14 protein-coding genes, 1 tRNA gene and 1 riboswitch are annotated in these 17,040 nt (G+C 70.3%); of the genes, 2 read left to right on the top strand and 13 right to left on the bottom strand.

What is annotated here, in order from left to right:
• Positions 1 to 60: 60 nt before the first annotated feature.
• The 3 genes from ACFV9O_RS13805 to ACFV9O_RS13795 all read right to left on the bottom strand — a co-directional run bounded on the left by ACFV9O_RS13805 (position 61) and on the right by ACFV9O_RS13795 (position 1,612).
• Positions 61 to 948, bottom strand: coding sequence for a Bax inhibitor-1/YccA family protein (locus tag ACFV9O_RS13805; protein WP_385416678.1), 888 nt, complete (start codon positions 946 to 948; stop codon positions 61 to 63).
• Between the two features lie 108 nt (positions 949 to 1,056).
• A complete protein-coding gene (locus ACFV9O_RS13800) occupies positions 1,057 to 1,482 on the bottom strand; it encodes an ArsR/SmtB family transcription factor (protein WP_385416676.1) in 426 nt (141 codons plus the stop codon).
• 48 nt (positions 1,483 to 1,530) lie between these two features.
• Positions 1,531 to 1,612 (bottom strand) — tRNA-Leu (locus ACFV9O_RS13795).
• 346 nt (positions 1,613 to 1,958) lie between these two features.
• Here ACFV9O_RS13795 and ACFV9O_RS13790 point away from each other — a divergent pair.
• Both ACFV9O_RS13790 and ACFV9O_RS13785 read left to right on the top strand, forming a co-directional pair.
• On the top strand, positions 1,959 to 2,729 hold the full coding sequence (locus tag ACFV9O_RS13790; protein WP_385416673.1) for an ABC transporter ATP-binding protein: 771 nt from the start codon (positions 1,959 to 1,961) through the stop codon (positions 2,727 to 2,729).
• A 51-nt stretch (positions 2,730 to 2,780) separates the two neighbouring features.
• The gene (locus tag ACFV9O_RS13785; RefSeq protein WP_385416671.1) at positions 2,781 to 5,312 is read left to right on the top strand and encodes an ABC transporter permease; all 2,532 of its coding nucleotides are present in this window, start codon (positions 2,781 to 2,783) and stop codon (positions 5,310 to 5,312) included.
• Between the two features lie 166 nt (positions 5,313 to 5,478).
• On the opposite strand, the gene ACFV9O_RS13780 is transcribed toward ACFV9O_RS13785, so the two are convergent.
• From ACFV9O_RS13780 to ACFV9O_RS13735, 10 genes are all read right to left on the bottom strand, one after another.
• The gene (locus ACFV9O_RS13780) at positions 5,479 to 6,813 is read right to left on the bottom strand and encodes a class I SAM-dependent methyltransferase (RefSeq protein WP_385416668.1); all 1,335 of its coding nucleotides are present in this window, start codon (positions 6,811 to 6,813) and stop codon (positions 5,479 to 5,481) included.
• Between the two features lie 241 nt (positions 6,814 to 7,054).
• Complete coding sequence (locus ACFV9O_RS13775) at positions 7,055 to 8,434, bottom strand: NAD(P)/FAD-dependent oxidoreductase (protein ID WP_385416665.1); 1,380 nt, start codon at positions 8,432 to 8,434, stop codon at positions 7,055 to 7,057.
• Between the two features lie 358 nt (positions 8,435 to 8,792).
• Complete coding sequence (locus ACFV9O_RS13770) at positions 8,793 to 9,707, bottom strand: exopolyphosphatase (protein WP_385416662.1); 915 nt, start codon at positions 9,705 to 9,707, stop codon at positions 8,793 to 8,795.
• A 108-nt stretch (positions 9,708 to 9,815) separates the two neighbouring features.
• The gene (locus ACFV9O_RS13765) at positions 9,816 to 10,343 is read right to left on the bottom strand and encodes a DUF501 domain-containing protein (protein WP_385416659.1); all 528 of its coding nucleotides are present in this window, start codon (positions 10,341 to 10,343) and stop codon (positions 9,816 to 9,818) included.
• A 43-nt stretch (positions 10,344 to 10,386) separates the two neighbouring features.
• Positions 10,387 to 10,851 (bottom strand): septum formation initiator family protein, encoded by a 465-nt coding sequence (locus ACFV9O_RS13760; protein ID WP_385416657.1) that lies wholly within the window; start codon positions 10,849 to 10,851, stop codon positions 10,387 to 10,389.
• Between the two features lie 79 nt (positions 10,852 to 10,930).
• A complete protein-coding gene (eno, locus tag ACFV9O_RS13755) occupies positions 10,931 to 12,217 on the bottom strand; it encodes a phosphopyruvate hydratase (protein WP_385416655.1) in 1,287 nt (428 codons plus the stop codon).
• A 311-nt stretch (positions 12,218 to 12,528) separates the two neighbouring features.
• Positions 12,529 to 13,200 (bottom strand): transglycosylase family protein, encoded by a 672-nt coding sequence (locus ACFV9O_RS13750; RefSeq protein ID WP_385416651.1) that lies wholly within the window; start codon positions 13,198 to 13,200, stop codon positions 12,529 to 12,531.
• Positions 13,201 to 13,203: 3 nt separating this feature from the next.
• Positions 13,204 to 13,404: riboswitch (cyclic di-AMP (ydaO/yuaA leader) on the bottom strand.
• A 281-nt stretch (positions 13,405 to 13,685) separates the two neighbouring features.
• On the bottom strand, positions 13,686 to 14,621 hold the full coding sequence (locus tag ACFV9O_RS13745; protein WP_385416648.1) for a transglycosylase family protein: 936 nt from the start codon (positions 14,619 to 14,621) through the stop codon (positions 13,686 to 13,688).
• Positions 14,622 to 14,770: 149 nt separating this feature from the next.
• Positions 14,771 to 16,015 (bottom strand): cytochrome P450, encoded by a 1,245-nt coding sequence (locus tag ACFV9O_RS13740; RefSeq protein WP_385416646.1) that lies wholly within the window; start codon positions 16,013 to 16,015, stop codon positions 14,771 to 14,773.
• The gene (locus tag ACFV9O_RS13735; protein ID WP_385416644.1) at positions 16,012 to 17,028 is read right to left on the bottom strand and encodes a nucleoside triphosphate pyrophosphohydrolase; all 1,017 of its coding nucleotides are present in this window, start codon (positions 17,026 to 17,028) and stop codon (positions 16,012 to 16,014) included. Before ACFV9O_RS13735 ends, ACFV9O_RS13740 begins: the two co-directional genes overlap by 4 nt.
• Between the last annotated feature and the right edge of the window lie 12 nt (positions 17,029 to 17,040).

Here is a 17,040-nt window from a genome sequence, read left to right as displayed (position 1 = left end):
CGGCAGTGCCGGAACGGGCCCTTCGTCGTCTTCAGTCGTCGGTCACGACCGGTGCAGGCGTCAGTCGTCACCCTGCAGGATCGACAGCAGACGCAGCATCTCCAGGTAGATCCACACCAGGGTCATGGTGAGGCCGAAGGCCGCCAGCCAGGACTCCTCGCGCGGAGCGCCGTAGGCGATGCCGTCCTCGACCTGCTTGAAGTCCAGGGCGAGGAAGCAGGCGCCGAGGATGACGCCGATGACGCCGAAGAGGATGCCGAGGCCACCGCTGCGGAAGCCGAGGCCGTCACCGCCGCCGAAGACGGCGAACAGCAGGTTGACCGCCATCAGCAGCAGGAAGCCCATGGCCGCGGCCATCACGAAGCCGTAGAAACGGCGCGTGACGCGGATCCAGCGCATCTTGTACGCGATCAGCACGCCGGCGAAGACCGCCATGGTGCCGAGCACGGCCTGGGCGACCACGCCGTCGGCGATGTACGTCGAGACGGCGCTGGAGATGACACCGAGGAAGACGCCCTCGAACGCGGCGTACGCCAGGATCAGCGCGGGCGAGGCCTTGCGCTTGAACGACTGGACGAGCGCCAGCACGAACGCCACCAGCGCGGCGCCGACGGCGATGCCGTACGACTTGCCGATGTTCGCCGGGTCGACGGGCAGGAGCACCCACGACAGGATCGCCGTGAGCACGACCGTACCGAGCGTCATGGCGGTGCGCGCCACGACGTCGTCGATCGTCATCACGTTGGTGCGGGCGGGCGCCTGCGGCGGGGCACCCAGCTGGGCGTCCGCCGGAGCGTACGGGTTGGTGGCGTACGGGTTGCCGGCGCCCTGGGCGTACGGGTTGGTTCCGACGGCGGGGCCCCCGGCCTGCGGCGCGGTGTTGAAGCCCGCGTAGCCGTTGTCGCGGCTGAACCCCCGTCGCGAGAAGACCGGGTTGCTGCTCCTCATCTCACTCCTCCATGGCCACCCTGCGCGGCCTTGACACAAGAGTAATGCGAGGGCAAAGAGATCCGCCTAGTGCTGAGGGAGGATCTTTCCTCGATCGTGACGGGCCGGTCACCCTCCCGCACCTGGCGATCCCTCCCGCGGACACCCGTCCCGCCCGGCGTGGCGTCCGTGGACCAGCAGGCTCCCCAGAGCCGTGCGCCGGTGCAGGACAGCCCGTCCCGCGCGGACCGTGCCGATCAGGCCCGCCCCGCGCAGCGCGGCGGTGTGGGCGGAGACGGTGGCGTTGCTGACGCCGAGGCGGCGGGCGAGCCGGCTGGTGGTGTGCTCCTCCGTAAGCAGGAGCAGGAGCTCGAAGCGGGTCCGCCCGAGCACTCCGGCGAGCGCGTCGTCCGTGCCGCCCGCCGCAGCCGGTGTGAGTGGCAGGCCCGGGCCCGCCGGGTACGTCAGGACCAAGGGGCGATCGGGCAGGTCGGAGACGAGGGGGTGACCGGTCCAGTGGACGGTGGGCAGGAGCAGCACGCCGCGCCCGCGCAAGCGTTCAAGTATTCAATGATCTACCGCTCGCGCCACCGGCCGCAGACGTGCCCGGAGCCGGACTCGAACCGGCACGGCCCGAAGGCCAGCGAGGTTTAAGCTCGCCGTGTCTGCATTCCACCATCCGGGCGTGGCGCGCGGCTCCGCGTTGGCACCTGAGCCTATCCGGGCAGGTCCCCCGAACAGCGGTACACCGACCCGATGTTGTCTTATTTTATTGACGTCTGAGGGTGTGTCAGCCCAGGTAACCGGCAGTTTGCACCTGGCGTTCCCGGCCCGTGCCCGACCGGCCCCGCGCCAGGGAATGACGGAAAGTCGCCGCCCCTCAGGGGGCCGTCATACCAAAGGAGGACGGGCGGGCATCGCCGTCAGACCCAAGAGGGCCCCGGGAACGGGCAATGGGACGGACGATCCGGCGGCGGACGAGCAGCACGATGGGGTGGTCCCCGAAAACGCCGTGACAGGAGAGTCGTCTCGTGACCACCACCCCCACCGCCCACCGCGCCACCGCGGTGGCTGCCCGCGCCATGGATCTGTCCAAGGTCTACGGACAGGGCGAGACCCAGGTGGTCGCCCTCGACCGCGTCACCGTGGACTTCCGGCAGGGTGAGTTCACCGCGATCATGGGGCCGTCGGGCTCCGGCAAGTCCACGCTGATGCACTGCGTCGCCGGTCTCGACAGCTTCAGCAGCGGCTCCGTACGCATCGGGGAGACCGAGCTCGGCTCGCTCAAGGACAAGCAGCTGACGCAGCTGCGCCGGGACAAGATCGGGTTCATCTTCCAGGCGTACAACCTGCTGCCGACGCTGACGGCGCTGGAGAACATCACGCTGCCGATGGACATCGCGGGCCGCAAGCCCGACAAGCAGTGGCTGCAGCAGGTCATCGACATGGTCGGGCTTTCCGCGCGGCTCGGCCACCGGCCGGCCCAGCTGTCCGGCGGTCAGCAGCAGCGCGTCGCCGTCGCCCGGGCGCTCGCCTCGCAGCCCGAGATCATCTTCGGTGACGAGCCGACCGGAAACCTGGACTCCCGCTCCGGCGCCGAAGTCCTGGGCTTCCTGCGCAACTCGGTACGGGAGCTGGGGCAGACCGTCGTCATGGTGACGCACGACCCCGTGGCCGCCTCGTACGCGGACCGCGTCGTCTTCCTCGCCGACGGCCGGATCGTGGACGAGATGCCCGCCCCGACGGCGGACGGCGTACTGGACCGCATGAAGGCGTTCGACGCCAAGGGCCGCACCAGCTGATCCACGGCTCCACCGCAGACTTCCGGCCCTCACCTCAGGACTGATCACACCATGTTCCGTACCGCCTTGCGCAATGTGCTCGCGCACAAGGCCAGGCTGCTGATGACCGTACTCGCCGTGGTTCTCGGCGTGGCGTTCGTCTCCGGCACCCTGGTCTTCACCGACACGCTCTCCAACGCCTTCCGCAACCAGTCGGCGAAGAGCTACGAGGACGTCGCCGTCGCCGTGACCTCGTACGCCGACGAGAACGACCCCAAGGCCGAGCCCGGCATCTCCCAGCAGACCCTGGACAAGGTGCGCGGCGTGGACGGCGTCGCCGCCGCGTACGGCCGTGTCGACGGCTTCGCCGGGGTCGCCGACCCGGACGGCAAGCTGATCGGCGTCGGCTGGTCCAACAAGGGCTCCAACTTCGCCCCCGGCGAGGACGGCAAGGACCCCGCCTACACGTTCACCAACGGCTCGGGCCCGCTGAAGGCCGATCAGATCGCCCTGGACGAGGACTCCGCGACCACGGGCAAGTACGAGGTCGGCGACCGCGTACGGGTCGCGACCAACGGGCCGGTGAAGGAGTACACCCTCAGCGGCATCTTCACCACCGAGGACGGCGCCGTGAACGCCGGCGGCAGCCTCGTGCTCTTCGAGACGTCCGTCGCCCAGAAGCAGTACCTCAAGCCGGGCTACTACCGGGAGCTCGCCGTCACCGCCGCCCCCGGCGCCGACGACGCGTCGCTCCTCGACGCGGTCGAGCCGCTGCTGCCGAAGGGCGCCGAGGCCACGACCGGCCGGGCGCTCGCCGACGAGCAGGCGAAGCAGATCGAGGAGGGCCTGAGCGCCCTCAAGCAGGTCCTGCTGGGCTTCGCCGCGATCGCGCTCTTCGTCGGCATCTTCCTGATCTCCAACACCTTCTCGATGCTCGTCGCGCAGCGCACCAAGGAGCTCGCGCTGATGCGCGCCGTCGGCGCCTCGCGCAAGCAGATCACCCGCTCGGTGCTCATCGAGGCCGCGGTGGTCGGCGCGGTCGCCTCGGCGATCGGCTTCGCGCTCGGCATCGGCCTGGCAGTCGGACTGCGCTCGGGCATGGCCGCGTTCGGCATGAAGATGCCGGCCGGGCCGCTGGTGCTGTCGGTGACGCCGGTGCTCGCCGCGCTCGCCGTCGGCGTGCTGATCACGATGTTCGCCGCCTGGCTGCCGGGCCGCAGGGCCGCGAAGATCCCGCCGGTGGCGGCGATGAGCAGCGTCCACGCGGTGGCCACCACCAAGTCGCTGGTGCTGCGGAACTCCATCGGCGCGGTCATCACGGCGATCGGCGCGGCCGGCATCGTCGCGGGCGCCCAGGTCGCCGGTGACGAGGGCCGGGTCCTGATCGGGGCCGGCGCGTTCTTCGCCCTGATCGGCGTCATCATCCTGATCCCGCTGCTGTCCCGGCCCGTCATCGCGGTCATCCGGCCCGTGCTCGTCGGCCCCTTCGGGGTCGCCGGCAAGCTGGCGGGACAGAACGCGGTCCGCAACCCGCGCCGCACCGGCGCCACCGCCTCGGCGCTGGCGATCGGCCTCACCCTGGTCACCGGCCTGTCGGTGCTCGGTGTCACGGTCGGCGCGGCGCTCGACAAGATGACCACGGACCACATCAGGGCCGACTACATGGTCTCGATGGCGAACGGCGGCGGCCTCGACCAGTCCGCGCTCACCGCCCTGGAGAAGGCCGGCAGCGCCTCCGCGGTCTCGCCGCAGCAGGCCGTGTACTTCGAGATCGACGGCCGCTTCGCGTCGGCGTCCGCCGTGAACGCGGGCGCCATCGAGAAGGTGCTGAACGTCGAGGTCGTCAGCGGCAGCATCGGCTCGCTCGCCGACGGGCGGATCGCCATCGCGGAGAAGACGGCGAAGAACCGGGGCTGGAAGGTCGGCGAGAGCCTGCCCGTCACCTTCAGCGACAAGAAGAAGGGCACCCTGACGGTCGGCGCGGTCTACAAGGACAGCGAGTTCCTCTCCCCCGTCCTGGTGGACACGAAGATCGCCAATCCGCACGAGGTCAGGCCGTTCATCCCGGAGATCTGGGTGAAGATGACCGGCGGCCAGACCGAGGCGAACGAGAAGGCGCTGGTCAGCGCCCTCGGTGAGAACCCGGCCATCAAGGTGATGGACCAGCAGGACATCCGCGACGAGTTCGGCGGCATGATCAACACGCTGCTGAACATCATGTACGGCCTGCTCGCGATGGCCCTCATCATCGCGGTCCTCGGTGTGGTCAACACCCTCGCGATGTCGGTGTTCGAGCGGAAGCACGAGATCGGCATGCTGCGCGCGATCGGCCTGGACCGGCGCCGGGTGAAGCGGATGGTCCGCCTCGAGGCCGTGGTCATCTCCCTCTTCGGCGCGGTGATCGGCATCGGTCTCGGCTCGTTCCTCGGCTGGGCCATCGGGGAGTCCATCAGGAGCAGCATCCCCGGCTACGCGCTGGTCCTGCCGTGGGACCGGATCGGGATCTTCCTGGCGCTGGCGGGACTGGTCGGCGTGCTGGCCGCGATGTGGCCGGCCCGCAGCGCCGCGAGGCTGAACATGCTGAACGCGATCAAGGCCGAGTAGCCCGCACGGCCGCGCATCGAACGGTCGTGCATCGAACAGCCGGACAACGAAGGACCGGACAACGAAGGACCGGACAGCGAAGGGCCGGACAGCGAAGGGCCGGACAGCGAAGGGCCGGGCTTCCCGCAACGGGGAAGTCCGGCCCTTCGTCCCGGTTCGCCCGGGATCAACGACGCGCGGGCTCACCCCACTTGCGCGCCCGCAGGGGCATCCCGGAGACGCCGCCTTCCGGCGTCTTCACCGCCAGGATCTGGTTGACCCCGATCCTGTTCCGCTCGAAGGACACGGCGGACGCGGCCATGTACAGCCGCCAGACCCGCGCCCGTCCCGGCGAGACCTGCCGCACCGCGCGCTGCCATGCGGACTCCAGGTTGGTCACCCACGCCCGCAGGGTGCCGGCGTAGTGCTCGCGGATCGACTCGACGTCCCGGGCCTCGAAACCGGCCTCCTCCAGGATCGACAGGGTCCTGCCCAGCGGCGCGAGTTCCCCGTCCGGGAAGACATACGCGTCGATGAAGTCGTCCACGCGGTAGGCCTCCTCGTCCGGCGCGGGGCGGCGGGCGATCTGGTGGTTCAGCAGCCTGCCGCCGGGCTTGAGGAGCCCGTACAGGACGTCGGCGTACTCCCGGTACCGCTCGGAGCCGACGTGCTCGGCCATACCGATGGACGAAATCGTGTCGTACGGCCCGTCCTTGACGTCCCGGTAGTCCTGGACGCGGAGGTCGATGAGGTCGGTCAGGCCCTCCTGGGCGACGCGCTTGCGGGCGTACGCGGCCTGCTCGCGCGACAGGGTGATGCCGGTGACCTGGGCGCCGTACTCCTTGGCCGCGTGGATCGCCATCGAGCCCCAGCCGCAGCCGACGTCCAGCAGCCGGTCGCCCTCCTTCAGCGCGAGCTTGCGGCAGACGAGGTCGAGCTTGTCACGCTGCGCGTCCTCCAGGGTGCCGCCGGCCCCGCCGTCCCCGCCGTCCTCGTCGTCCCAGTAGGCGCACGAGTAGACCATGGACGGACCGAGCACCAGCTCGTAGAAGTCGTTGCCCACGTCGTAGTGGTGACTGATCGCCTGCCGGTCCCGGACCTTGGTGTGCAGGGGACCGTGGCGTCTGCGGACCTCCTCGCCGGGCGGGGGCAGCGGCAGCCAGACCCGCGGTCCGGCCAGCTGGAGCAGCTCCCTCGCGGCGGCGCGCAGCTGTGGATCGCGTACGGGATGGAACCCTGGCCCGTCGTCGGGGCCACGGTCCCAGATCAGCCCGGCGAGCCGGTCGAGGGCCTCGTACAGATCCCCCTCGACGTCGATCTCCCCGGCCACCCAGGCCCGGGCCAGCCCGAGTTCACCGGGTTTCCAGAGCAGCCGGCGAAGGGCGCGCCGGTGCCGGACGACGAGGACGGGGGCATCGGGAGGTCCTGCTTCGCTTCCGTCCCAGGCGCGGATACGGACCGGGGGCGGCGCCCCCAGCAGGGTCTCGGCGAGAGTGGTGAGCCGCGAAGCGGCATCGGCCATGGCGCACACCTCCGTATGACGGTTTCCGGAAATGCCCAACACCACGTAAACACCGTCGGCGTTCCGATGCAGTCCCCTGAGCACGCAAATGGACGGCAAAGTGGATGTCTTCACCATCTTTCATGGCCTGCCGCGCCCTCCCAGGGCCCTTCTCCCGTGTACGGGAACGCCGAAGGGGCCGTCCGCACCACGGATGGCGGACGGCCCCTTCGGGGTACTGCGGGATGCTGCTACAGCCGGGTCAGGAGGCCTTGGCCTTCTCCGGGGCGGGCTTGGCCGCCGCCGGGGCCGGCTTCGCGGCCTCGTAGAACTCCTCGCGCGGCGACTCGATCGCACCGAGCGAGACGACCTCGCGCTTGAGGAACATCGCGAGCGTCCAGTCGGCGAAGACGCGGATCTTGCGGTTCCAGGTCGGCATGGCCATGCCGTGGTAGCTACGGTGCATGTACCAGGCGAGCCGGCCCTTGAGCTTGATCTTCACCTTGCCCATGACGATCATCGCGACGCCCTTGTGCAGGCCGAGACCGGCGACCGCACCCGAGTTGGCGTGGCTGTACTCCTTCTGCGGGAAGCCCCGCATACCGGAGATGACGTTGTCGCCGAGGACCTTCGCCTGGCGCAGCGCGTGCTGGGCGTTCGGCGGGCACCAGGCGTTCTCGACGCCCGCGCGGCGCGAGGCCATGTCCGGGACCTGGGCGTTGTCGCCCGCGGCCCAGATGTAGTCGGTGCCCTGCACCTGGAGGGTGGCGGCGGTGTCCACGTGGCCGCGCGGGCCGAGCGGCAGACCGTAGCGGGCGAGCGCCGGGTTCGGCTTCACACCGGCGGTCCACACGATGGTGTTGGAGTCGACCTCCAGGCCGTTCTTCAGCACCACGTGGCCCTCGACGCAGGAGTCCATCGAGGTGTTGAGGTAGATCTCGATGCCCCGGGCCTCGAGGTGCTCCTTGCCGTACTTGCCGAGCTTCGGGCCGACCTCGGGAAGGATCTTGTCGGCGGCGTCGACGAGGACGAAGCGCATGTCCTCGCGCTTGATGCTCTTGTAGTACTTGACCGCGTCGCGGGCCAGGTCCTCGACCTCACCGATGGTCTCCGCGCCGGCGAAGCCGCCGCCCACGAAGACGAAGGTCAGCGCCTTGCGGCGGACCTCCTCATCGGTCGTCGAGTCGGCCTTGTCGAGCTGCTCGAGGACGTGGTTGCGGAGGCCGATGGCCTCCTCGATGCCCTTCATGCCGATGCCCTGCTCGGCGAGGCCGGGGATCGGGAAGGTGCGGGAGACCGCGCCGAGCGCGATCACCAGGTAGTCGAAGGGCAGCTCATAGGCCTCGCCGACGAGCGGCGCAACCGTGGCGACCTTGCGGTCCTGGTCGATGGTGGTGACCCGGCCGGTGAGTACCTCGGCCTTGGGCAGCACGCGTCGCAGCGGGACGACGACGTGCCGCGGCGAGATGCTGCCGGCGGCGGCTTCGGGGAGGAAGGGCTGGTAGGTCATGTACGACCGCGGGTCGACGACCGTGACGGTCGCCTCCCCGTACCGCATCTTCTTCAGAATGCGACGAGCTGCGTACAGGCCTACGTACCCACCGCCTACTACGAGGATCCTGGGACGCTCCGTGGTGCTCATGGCATCGAGTATCCACCCCCCTCAGAGGGGTCGCTCGTGAGCCCCTTCACAAGCACCCTCGGACCCTCTGCTACACTCCGCCGCCCACGTGACCGAGGTCATGACCCCGCCAGGGAACCACGATGTAACGGGGAACGTTGTCAAGGCCGCCTGAGCTGGCCCCATCCGGCCAGAAGAAGGTGAACCACTGCCCCGTTTCATATGTACGCAACGCGGCCGACACATGCCGGACCGAGGGCGCTCAGGCCGAGTTGGACACAAAAGCAGGCCCGGAGGGCCGTCGAAGGGCACTTTCGACGGCCGACCGGGCCCTTTTCCTTGTGAAGAACTTCACGAAGTTTTTTGCCGCGGGACCGCGCTAGGCGATCGACCAGGCGATTCCGTCCAGAATGTCGTGCTCGCTGACCACGACCTCATCGATGCCGATGCGCTCCATGATCTCCAGCAGGACGAGCGCCCCGGCGGCGATCACGTCCACCCGGCCGGGGTGGATCACGGGGATCGCGGCACGCTCGTCGTGCGTGGACGAGAGCAGCCGGTGGGTCACCTCGGCGACCTGCTCGCGGGAGATCCGCGCGTGGTGGATGGCGGAGGAGTCGTACTCCTCGAGGCCCAGCGCCACAGCGGCGACGGTGGTCACCGAACCGGCCAGACCGACGAGGGTCTGCGCCTCGCGGATCGGCACGGTCTCCTCGGCGAGGTCCAGCGCGGCGGCGATGTCGGCGCGGACGGCGGTGACCTCGGCGGGCGCCGGCGGATCGCTGTGGATGTGCCGCTCGGTCAGCCGTACGCAGCCGATGTCCACGGAGCGGGCGGCCTCGACGTGTTCGTGACCGACGACGAACTCGGTCGAGCCGCCGCCGATGTCCACGACGAGGCGCTCCTCGTGGCCGGGCAGCTCCTTGGTGGCGCCGCTGAAGGAGAACTCGGCCTCCTGGTCCCCGCTGATCACCTCCGGCTCCACGCCCAGGATGTCGAGGACGCCGCGCGCGAAGTCGTCGCGGTTCTCGGCGTCGCGGGACGCGGAGGTGGCGACGAAGCGGATCCTCTCGGCGCCGTGCGCCTTGATGGCCTCGGCGTACTCGCGGCAGGCGGCGAAGGTCCGCTCCAGCGCCTCGGGGGCGAGGCGGCCGGTGCGGTCGACGCCCTGGCCAAGGCGGACGATGGTCATCCGGCGGTCGAGCTCGGTCAGCTCGCCGGTGGCGGGGTCGGTGTCGGCGACGAGCAGGCGGATGGAGTTGGTGCCGCAGTCGACGGCGGCGACGCGGGTCATGGTGGCTCCTTGGTGTGGTGACCGGTACCGTCCGGGCGGCCCGGGTGCCGTCCTCGAACGCCGGACGGGAGCTGGAAGCGTGCCCGGCACGGCGAGGGACGGGAAACTTCAGGCTTCGTCGAGGGAGGGGCTGACGCACGGCCCCTTCGCCCACCACTCCGGCAGCATCGCGATCGCCTCGTCGCCGAGAGGGTTCACCCCCGGCCCCGCGGCCAGGGAGTGGCCGACCAGGACGTGCAGGCACTTCACACGGTCCGGCATGCCGCCCGCGCTCGGGAAGCCCTTCAGCTCCTCGATCGCGTCGCGCCGCGCGATGTAGTCCTCGTGCGCCGCCCGGTACGCCGCCGCCAGCTCGGGGTCGGTCTGCAGGCGCTCGGTCATCTCCTTCATGACGCCGTTCGCCTCCAGCGTGCCGATCGCGGACGCAGCCCGCGGGCAGGTCAGGTAGTACAGCGTCGGGAACGGCGTGCCGTCCTCCAGCCGCGGGGCCGTCTCGACCACGTCCGGATTGCCGCAGGGGCAGCGGTGGGCGATCGCTCGCAGGCCACGCGGCGGGCGGCCGAGCTGCTCCTGGAACGCGGCGATGTCCGCCTCGGTGGGCGGGGTGTGCTCGGTCGAGGGAGGGGGCGTGTCCATATATATGTGTCCGTACGTCTCTTCGTTCGTTTTCGTGACTTCGCTAGCGGCGCGCGTCGGCGTGGTCGACGCCGTCCCACACGTTCGAGTACCAGGGCCGGCCGGCGCCGTCCTCCTCGGAGCGTGGCTGCTCGCCGGCCCTCGGGTCGATCACGGTGTAGGCCGTCTCGCCCGGCAGGACCATGTGCAGATGCTCGCGCGCCAGGCGCTTGATGTACGCGTCGTCCTGGAGCCGCGCCTTCTCGTCGCGCAGCCGCTCCACGCGTTCGCGGGCCGCGTCGGCGAGCCGCTCCTGCTCGGCGATGTCGTTCCGCTGCGACACGTACTGCCGCATCGGGTACGCGAGCGCGACGATCAGCGAGCAGACCACCAGGGCGAGGAAGGCGGCCCGGCCGGTGAGCCGGGAGCGGCGGGCCTGACGGCGGTTCTGCGAGCGGTAGACGCGGGCGGCGGTCTGCTCTCCGAGCAGCCGCAGTCGGGTCGCGGTGGAGAACCGGTCCCGGGCCATGTGCGCGCCTCCCCTTTACGTACGTACGTCCCCGCACACGGTACGGGACCGCGTGCGGGGACGTACGTAAGCGGGGGTGTCAGCCCTTGAACCGCGGGAACGCCGAGCGGCCCGCGTACACCGCGGCGTCGTCGAGGATCTCCTCGATGCGCAGCAGCTGGTTGTACTTGGCGACGCGCTCGGAGCGGGCCGGGGCACCGGTCTTGATCTGGCCGCAGTTGGTGGCGACGGCCAGGTCGGCGATGGTGACGTCCTCGGTCTCGCCGGAGCGGTGGGACATCATGCACTTGAAGCCGTTGCGCTGGGCCAGCTCGACGGCGTCCAGGGTCTCGGTCAGCGAACCGATCTGGTTGACCTTGACCAGCAGCGCGTTCGCGGCGCCGTCCTCGATGCCGCGGGCGAGGCGCTCCGGGTTGGTGACGAACAGGTCGTCGCCGACCAGCTGCACCTTGGCGCCGAGCTTGTCGGTGATGACCTTCCAGCCGGCCCAGTCGTCCTCGAACAGCGGGTCCTCGATGGAGACGAGCGGATACGCGGCGACGAGCTCCTCGTAGTACTCGGTCATCTCGGCGGCCGAGCGCTCCTTGCCCTCGAAGAGGTACGTGCCGTCCTTGTAGAACTCGGAGGCGGCGACGTCGAGCGCGAGGGCGATGTCCTTGCCGGGCGCGTAGCCGGCCTGCTTGATGGCCTCGAGGATGAGGTCGAGGGCATCGCGGTTGGAGTTCAGGTTCGGGGCGAAGCCGCCCTCGTCGCCGAGACCCGTGGAGAGTCCGCGCTCCTTCAGGACCTTCTTGAGGGTGTGGTAGACCTCGGTGCCCCAGCGCAGCGCCTCGGAGAAGGACTCCGCGCCGATCGGGGCGATCATGAACTCCTGGATGTCCACGTTGGAGTCGGCGTGCGAGCCGCCGTTCAGGATGTTCATCATCGGCACCGGCAGGAGGTGCGCGTTCGGGCCGCCCAGGTAGCGGAAGAGGGGCAGGTCCGAGGCCTCGGACGCGGCGTGGGCGACGGCCAGGGAGACGCCGAGGATCGCGTTGGCGCCGAGGGACCCCTTGTTGTCGGTGGCGTCCAGGTCGAACATCGCCTGGTCGATCAGGCGCTGCTCGGTGGCGTCGTAGCCGACGAGCTCGGGGCCGATCTGCTCGATGACGGCGAGGACGGCCTTCTCCACGCCCTTGCCCATGTAGCGGTTCTGGTCTCCGTCACGGAGTTCAATGGCCTCGAACGCACCGGTGGAGGCGCCGGAGGGCACGGCAGCACGGCCGGTGCTGCCGTCGTCGAGGCCGACCTCGACCTCGACCGTGGGGTTGCCTCGGGAGTCCAGGATTTCCCGGGCTACGACGACGTCGATGGACGGCACGAGCATCTCCTTCTGGGATGTGACGCTGGTTGTGCAGGGTCGCTTTGGCCTTGCGACATGAGCCTATCCGGCCCAGGGGCATCGGTCGGCCGGTGCCCGCCCCGTGGGACGAAAAAGGGCACGAAGCAGACAGAAACCCCGGCCCGGCGCGTACGGGGGAAGGCGCGCCGGACCGGGGGGCTCGGGGGACGGGGGTGCGTGCGTCCGGTGGTCCGCCGGGTCCACCGGGTCACGGGAGCCCGTGGGGAGCGACTACGGGAGTCCTGGGGGCCGGGTCGGGGAGCCCCGGTCCCGGGACCGTTCCCGGAGTCGGGCCGTCAGCTCAGGTGGAGCTTCTGGCCGGGGTGGATGACGTCCGCGTCGTCGATGACGTCCTTGTTCAGGTCGAACAGCTTCTTCCAGCCGCCCTTGACCTTCTCGGCCTCGGCGATCTTGCCGAGGGTGTCACCGGCCTTGACCGTGTACTCGCCGTCGCCCTTCTTGACCGGGGCGGCCGGGCGCGCGGAGCGGGTGGTCGGGGCCTCGGCACGCTTCGGCGCCGGGGCGGGGGTCTCGGCCTTGGGGGCGGCGGGCTTCGGGGCGGCCTCGGCGGCGCCACCGGTGTACGCGGCATTGGACAGGCCCACGCCGCAGTGCGGCCACGCGCCCTTGCCCTGGCCGGCCAGGACCTTCTCGGCGATCGTGATCTGCTGGGCCTTCGTGGCCCGGTCGGCGGTGGCGGCATACGCCGTGCCGCCGTACGCGGCCCAGGTGGAGGCCGAGAACTGCAGGCCGCCGTAGAAGCCGTTGCCCGTGTTGATGGACCAGTTGCCGCCGGACTCGCACTGGGCGACCGTGTCCCACTCGGAGGCGGTGGCGGCGGACGCCGTGCCGGCGACCACGAGCGGCGCGGCTATCGCGGCACCAGCGACACCGGCGAGCGTGACGATACGGGCGGACCGCTGGAGAACGGTCGGGCGACGGTGCTTGACCTTGCCGGAGTGCAGCATGGAGATTCCCCTCACCGACGCCTGCGAGGTGAGCTGTCGGGTTCGGGCCGATGGGGTGTCCCCGGTTCCGCCAGGAACCAGAGGACGAGTTGCCCGGCCGCGCGATCCTGCGCGCGGCTTCACCCCAAGCCGTGACCGTCCCTCATCGGGCGGACGCGGCACTTACCTTGGGTCCCCCGCTCCTGCCTACGGCGCTTGACGCGTCGACTGTTCCCTTCGACCGACGGCAGGATTCGGCGTGACGGTCGAGGGGGCCCGCGGTGGCGAGCGGTTCAGACCGTAAACGCACTTCTCCCCGATGTTCAAAGACGAACATCGGGGAGAAATCGCCCGTAACCACCTCGGACAGATGTCCGTTTTCGCAGGTGAGAGGCGGGATGACCGGACTTGACAGGCGCAACACGCCAGTTGACCGGAAGAGACCCATGTCTCACTTGCGCGGAAGGGGACATAAGTGCTCGAAATACAGCTGGCGCCAGCCCGGACTACTTCTCCAACTTCCCCTTCTCCAGGCCCAGATCGAGGCTCTGGCCAGGAAGGATGAGGTCGGGGTCGGAGCCGACGGTCTCCTGGTTCGCCTCGTACAGCGCGGGCCAGCCGCCGGGCAGCTCGTTCGCATCCGCTATCGCCCACAGGTTGTCGCCGGGGCGGACGGTGTACTCATCTGCCGCCGTGGCGCCGCCTCGTGCCGATGCGTCATCTCGTGAGGCATGACGACCAGAATCACGGTCATTGCCCGAATTGCCCGCCTCTTCCTCATTGGTGGCGGGGGTGCCGCGGTGCTTCCCGGAGCCGCCTTCGGCGTCGGCACCGGTGCCGCTGGTCACATCCTGGGTGGGGGCGGTCGACTCGGGAGTGGCGGACGGCTCGCCCGCGCCCTGCCCGGACCCCTTCGACTGCCCGGGCGCGGGCGAGGCCGAAGGAGACGTCACGGCGTCGGCCCCGTCGCCGAACGACGGCGGATCCACCTCGTCGTCCTGCGAGCCGGCCGTGTCGCTCTTGGCGGTGCCGGGCGTCACGCCCGGGTCGACCTTGGCCTTGGACCCACCGGTCGCGAGGCCGGTGATCACGGCGCAGCTCGGCCACGCCGTCGGACCCTGCGCGGCGAGGACCTTCTCGGCGACCGCGATCTGCTGCGAGCGGCTGGCGAGGTCGGCGCGCGGCGCGTACGCCGTACCGCCGAACTCCTCCCAGGCGTCCTGGGAGAGCTGCAGTCCGCCGTAGTAGCCGTTGCCGAGGTCGGCACTCCACATGCCGCCGCTCTCGCAGTCGGCGACGCGGTCCCAGGTGGCGGCGTCCGCGGCGGAAGCGGAACCCGCGCCGAGCAGCGGGATGGCGATGGCCGAGCCGGTCACGCCTGCTGCGACGACGAGGGCGGGAGCCTGGCGGGGGCGGCGGTGGCGACCGTTCCCGGAGAGCATGCGGTTGACCTTCCGTGTGACTGCAGGGGACCTGTGAGTCCCCAGGGGACCGAGGAGTCCCGAGTTGACCGTGAACGTAGCGGCATTCGAACGTCAGTCACAAGTCGATGCAGCGGAGATCACGTGAAAGTCACAGACTTGATGAACCGTCAGCTGATTTCGGAAGGGAACTGAACGGGCAGAGTGCGCAATCCACGCATGATGAGCCCCCCACGCCACCGCAATTCGGACGGATCCACCGCAAGTTGCAAGTCGGGCAGACGGGTCAGCAGCGTGGCGAGCGCGGTCTGTCCCTCCAGGCGCGCGAGCGGCGCGCCGAGGCAGTAGTGGATGCCGTGCCCGTACCCGAGGTGCTGGTTGTCCCGGCGGGCGAGGTCGAGGACGTCCGGCTCGGGGAACCGGTCCGGGTCGCGGTCGGCCGCCGCGAGGACGACGAGGACGGGGTCGCCGACGGCGATGTCCTGCCCGCCCAGGGTGAGCGGTTCGGTGGCGAACCGCCACGTCGCCAGCTCCACGGGACCGTCGAAGCGGAGGAGCTCCTCGACGCCGGTCTCGAGGAGCGCGGTGTCGCCCGCGGCGAGGGACGCCTGGAGGCGTGCGCGCTGCTCCGGATGCCGCAGCAGCGCGTACACACCGTTGCCGATGAGATTGACGGTGGTCTCGAAGCCGGCGAAGAGAAGGATGAAGGCCATGGCGGCGGCCTCGTTCTCGGTGAGGTGCTCGCCGTGGTCGGAGGCCTTGATGAGCCCGGAGATGAGGTCGTCCCCCGGCTCCTCCCGCTTGCGGTGGATCAGCTCGGCCAGATAGCCGCGCATCTTCTTCACCGAGCGTGCGACCCCGCCTCGGGGACCGCCGCCGTGACGGATCATCATCCCCGCCCAGTCCCGGAAGTCGTCCTGGTCCTCGAGCGGGACGCCGAGCATGTCGCAGATCGCATAGATGGGGAGCGGGAAGGCGAACTCATGGATGAGATCGGCCTGTCCGTTCTCCGCGAAGTTGTCGATCAGCCGGTCGGTCAGCTCCTGCACGCGCGGCGCGAACTCGGCGACCCGGCGCGGGGTGAACGCCTTCGACACCAGCCGGCGCAGCCGGGTGTGGTCGGGCGGGTCGATGTTCAGCAGATGCGTCATCAGCTCCGCCTTGCGCTCGCCCGGGATCCCCGTCTTCCCCTTCGCGTGCGCCGGCTCGTCGTGATGCGCGGGATTCTTGCTGAGCCGCTGGTCCGCGAGCGCCTGCCGCGCATCGCCGTACCGGGTCACCAGCCAGGCCTCGACCCCGCTGGGCAGCCGGGTCCTGTGCACGGGCGCGTGCTCGCGCAGCCAGGCATAGGCGGGGTACGGGTCGGTGGCGAACTCCCAGGTGAAGAGTTCGGGGGCGGGTGCGGCGTCGTTCACCCCTCGACGTTAGCCCGGTCCTCCTCGACGGCCCGGATCGCGTCGCGGTACGCACGGGCCGCGGCGCGGAGGGCGGCCTCCGGGTCGTGACCCTCGGCCTCGGCCCGTACGGCCATGGCGAGCAACTCGTACCCGATGCCGCAGTCGCGGCGGTCGCCGTCCCCGGTCGGCAGCTCGACGTCGAGCCCGGCCGTCCGGACACGGCTCGCCAGCTTCGCGGCCAGGGCGAGGCCGGGCTGGCCGAGCGGGATTCCGTCGGTCACGGAGTCGCGCTGCTTCTCGATGGCCTTCGTGCGGAGCCAGTGCTCCTTGACGTCCTCGGGGGTCTCGGCGTGCGCGTCTCCGAAGACGTGCGGGTGGCGGTGGATGAGCTTGTCCACGATGGTGGCCGCGACGTCGTCGATGGAGAACGGCTCTGCGCCGTCCTCCTCGCGGCCTTCCTGCGCGATGCGCGCGTGGAAGACGACCTGGAGCAGGACGTCGCCGAGCTCCTCGCGCAGCTCGTCGCGGTCGCCGTCCTCGATGGCCTCGACGAGTTCGTACGCCTCCTCGATGCCGTACTTGGCGAGACCCTTGTGGGTCTGCTGCGAGGACCAGGGGCACTCGCGGCGGATCCGGTCCATGACCTGGACGAGGTCGAGGAGACGGGCGCCGGGCAGGTCGTACGAGCCGGGGAGCAGCTCCAGGTCGGGCATCTGGATGCGGCCGGAGCCCGCCATGCGGGCGAGGCCGTCGGTGAGGGCCTGGTCGCCCTCGCCGCCCGGGAGGACGACGACGGTCCTGCCGCCTGCGGTGGCGTCGACGAGCTCCTGGGCGGTCGGCGCGGCGATCTCCACGGCGACCCCCGCCTCCCTCAGGTACGGGAGCTGCGGGTGGCCGCCGTCCGCGCACAGCACCCGGTCGGCGGCGTGCAGCGTCTGCCACGCGGGCCAGGACAGCAGTCCGGGTGCCACGCGGTGGCTGGCGGTGAGCAGGACAATACGGCCGGGCTCGACGGGGGTCTCAGCGTTCACCCCTCGACCTTA

The sequence above is a fragment of the Streptomyces sp. NPDC059909 genome (assembly GCF_042730885.1).
Taxonomy (GTDB): Bacteria; Actinomycetota; Actinomycetes; order Streptomycetales; family Streptomycetaceae; genus Streptomyces.
This window is presented reverse-complemented; position numbering and strand designations above follow the sequence as displayed.

Excerpts from the sequence above, each read along its gene's own strand:
- ACFV9O_RS13805 (WP_385416678.1), bottom strand. The coding sequence starts at position 948 with ATGAGGAGCAGCAACCCGGTCTTCTCGCGACGGGGGTTCAGCCGCGAC.
- ACFV9O_RS13785 (WP_385416671.1), top strand. The coding sequence starts at position 2,781 with ATGTTCCGTACCGCCTTGCGCAATGTGCTCGCGCACAAGGCCAGGCTG.
- ACFV9O_RS13780 (WP_385416668.1), bottom strand. The coding sequence starts at position 6,813 with ATGGCCGATGCCGCTTCGCGGCTCACCACTCTCGCCGAGACCCTGCTG.
- ACFV9O_RS13775 (WP_385416665.1), bottom strand. The coding sequence starts at position 8,434 with ATGAGCACCACGGAGCGTCCCAGGATCCTCGTAGTAGGCGGTGGGTAC.
- ACFV9O_RS13770 (WP_385416662.1), bottom strand. The coding sequence starts at position 9,707 with ATGACCCGCGTCGCCGCCGTCGACTGCGGCACCAACTCCATCCGCCTG.
- ACFV9O_RS13765 (WP_385416659.1), bottom strand. The coding sequence starts at position 10,343 with ATGGACACGCCCCCTCCCTCGACCGAGCACACCCCGCCCACCGAGGCG.
- ACFV9O_RS13760 (WP_385416657.1), bottom strand. The coding sequence starts at position 10,851 with ATGGCCCGGGACCGGTTCTCCACCGCGACCCGACTGCGGCTGCTCGGA.
- eno (WP_385416655.1), bottom strand. The coding sequence starts at position 12,217 with ATGCTCGTGCCGTCCATCGACGTCGTCGTAGCCCGGGAAATCCTGGAC.
- ACFV9O_RS13750 (WP_385416651.1), bottom strand. The coding sequence starts at position 13,200 with ATGCTGCACTCCGGCAAGGTCAAGCACCGTCGCCCGACCGTTCTCCAG.
- ACFV9O_RS13745 (WP_385416648.1), bottom strand. The coding sequence starts at position 14,621 with ATGCTCTCCGGGAACGGTCGCCACCGCCGCCCCCGCCAGGCTCCCGCC.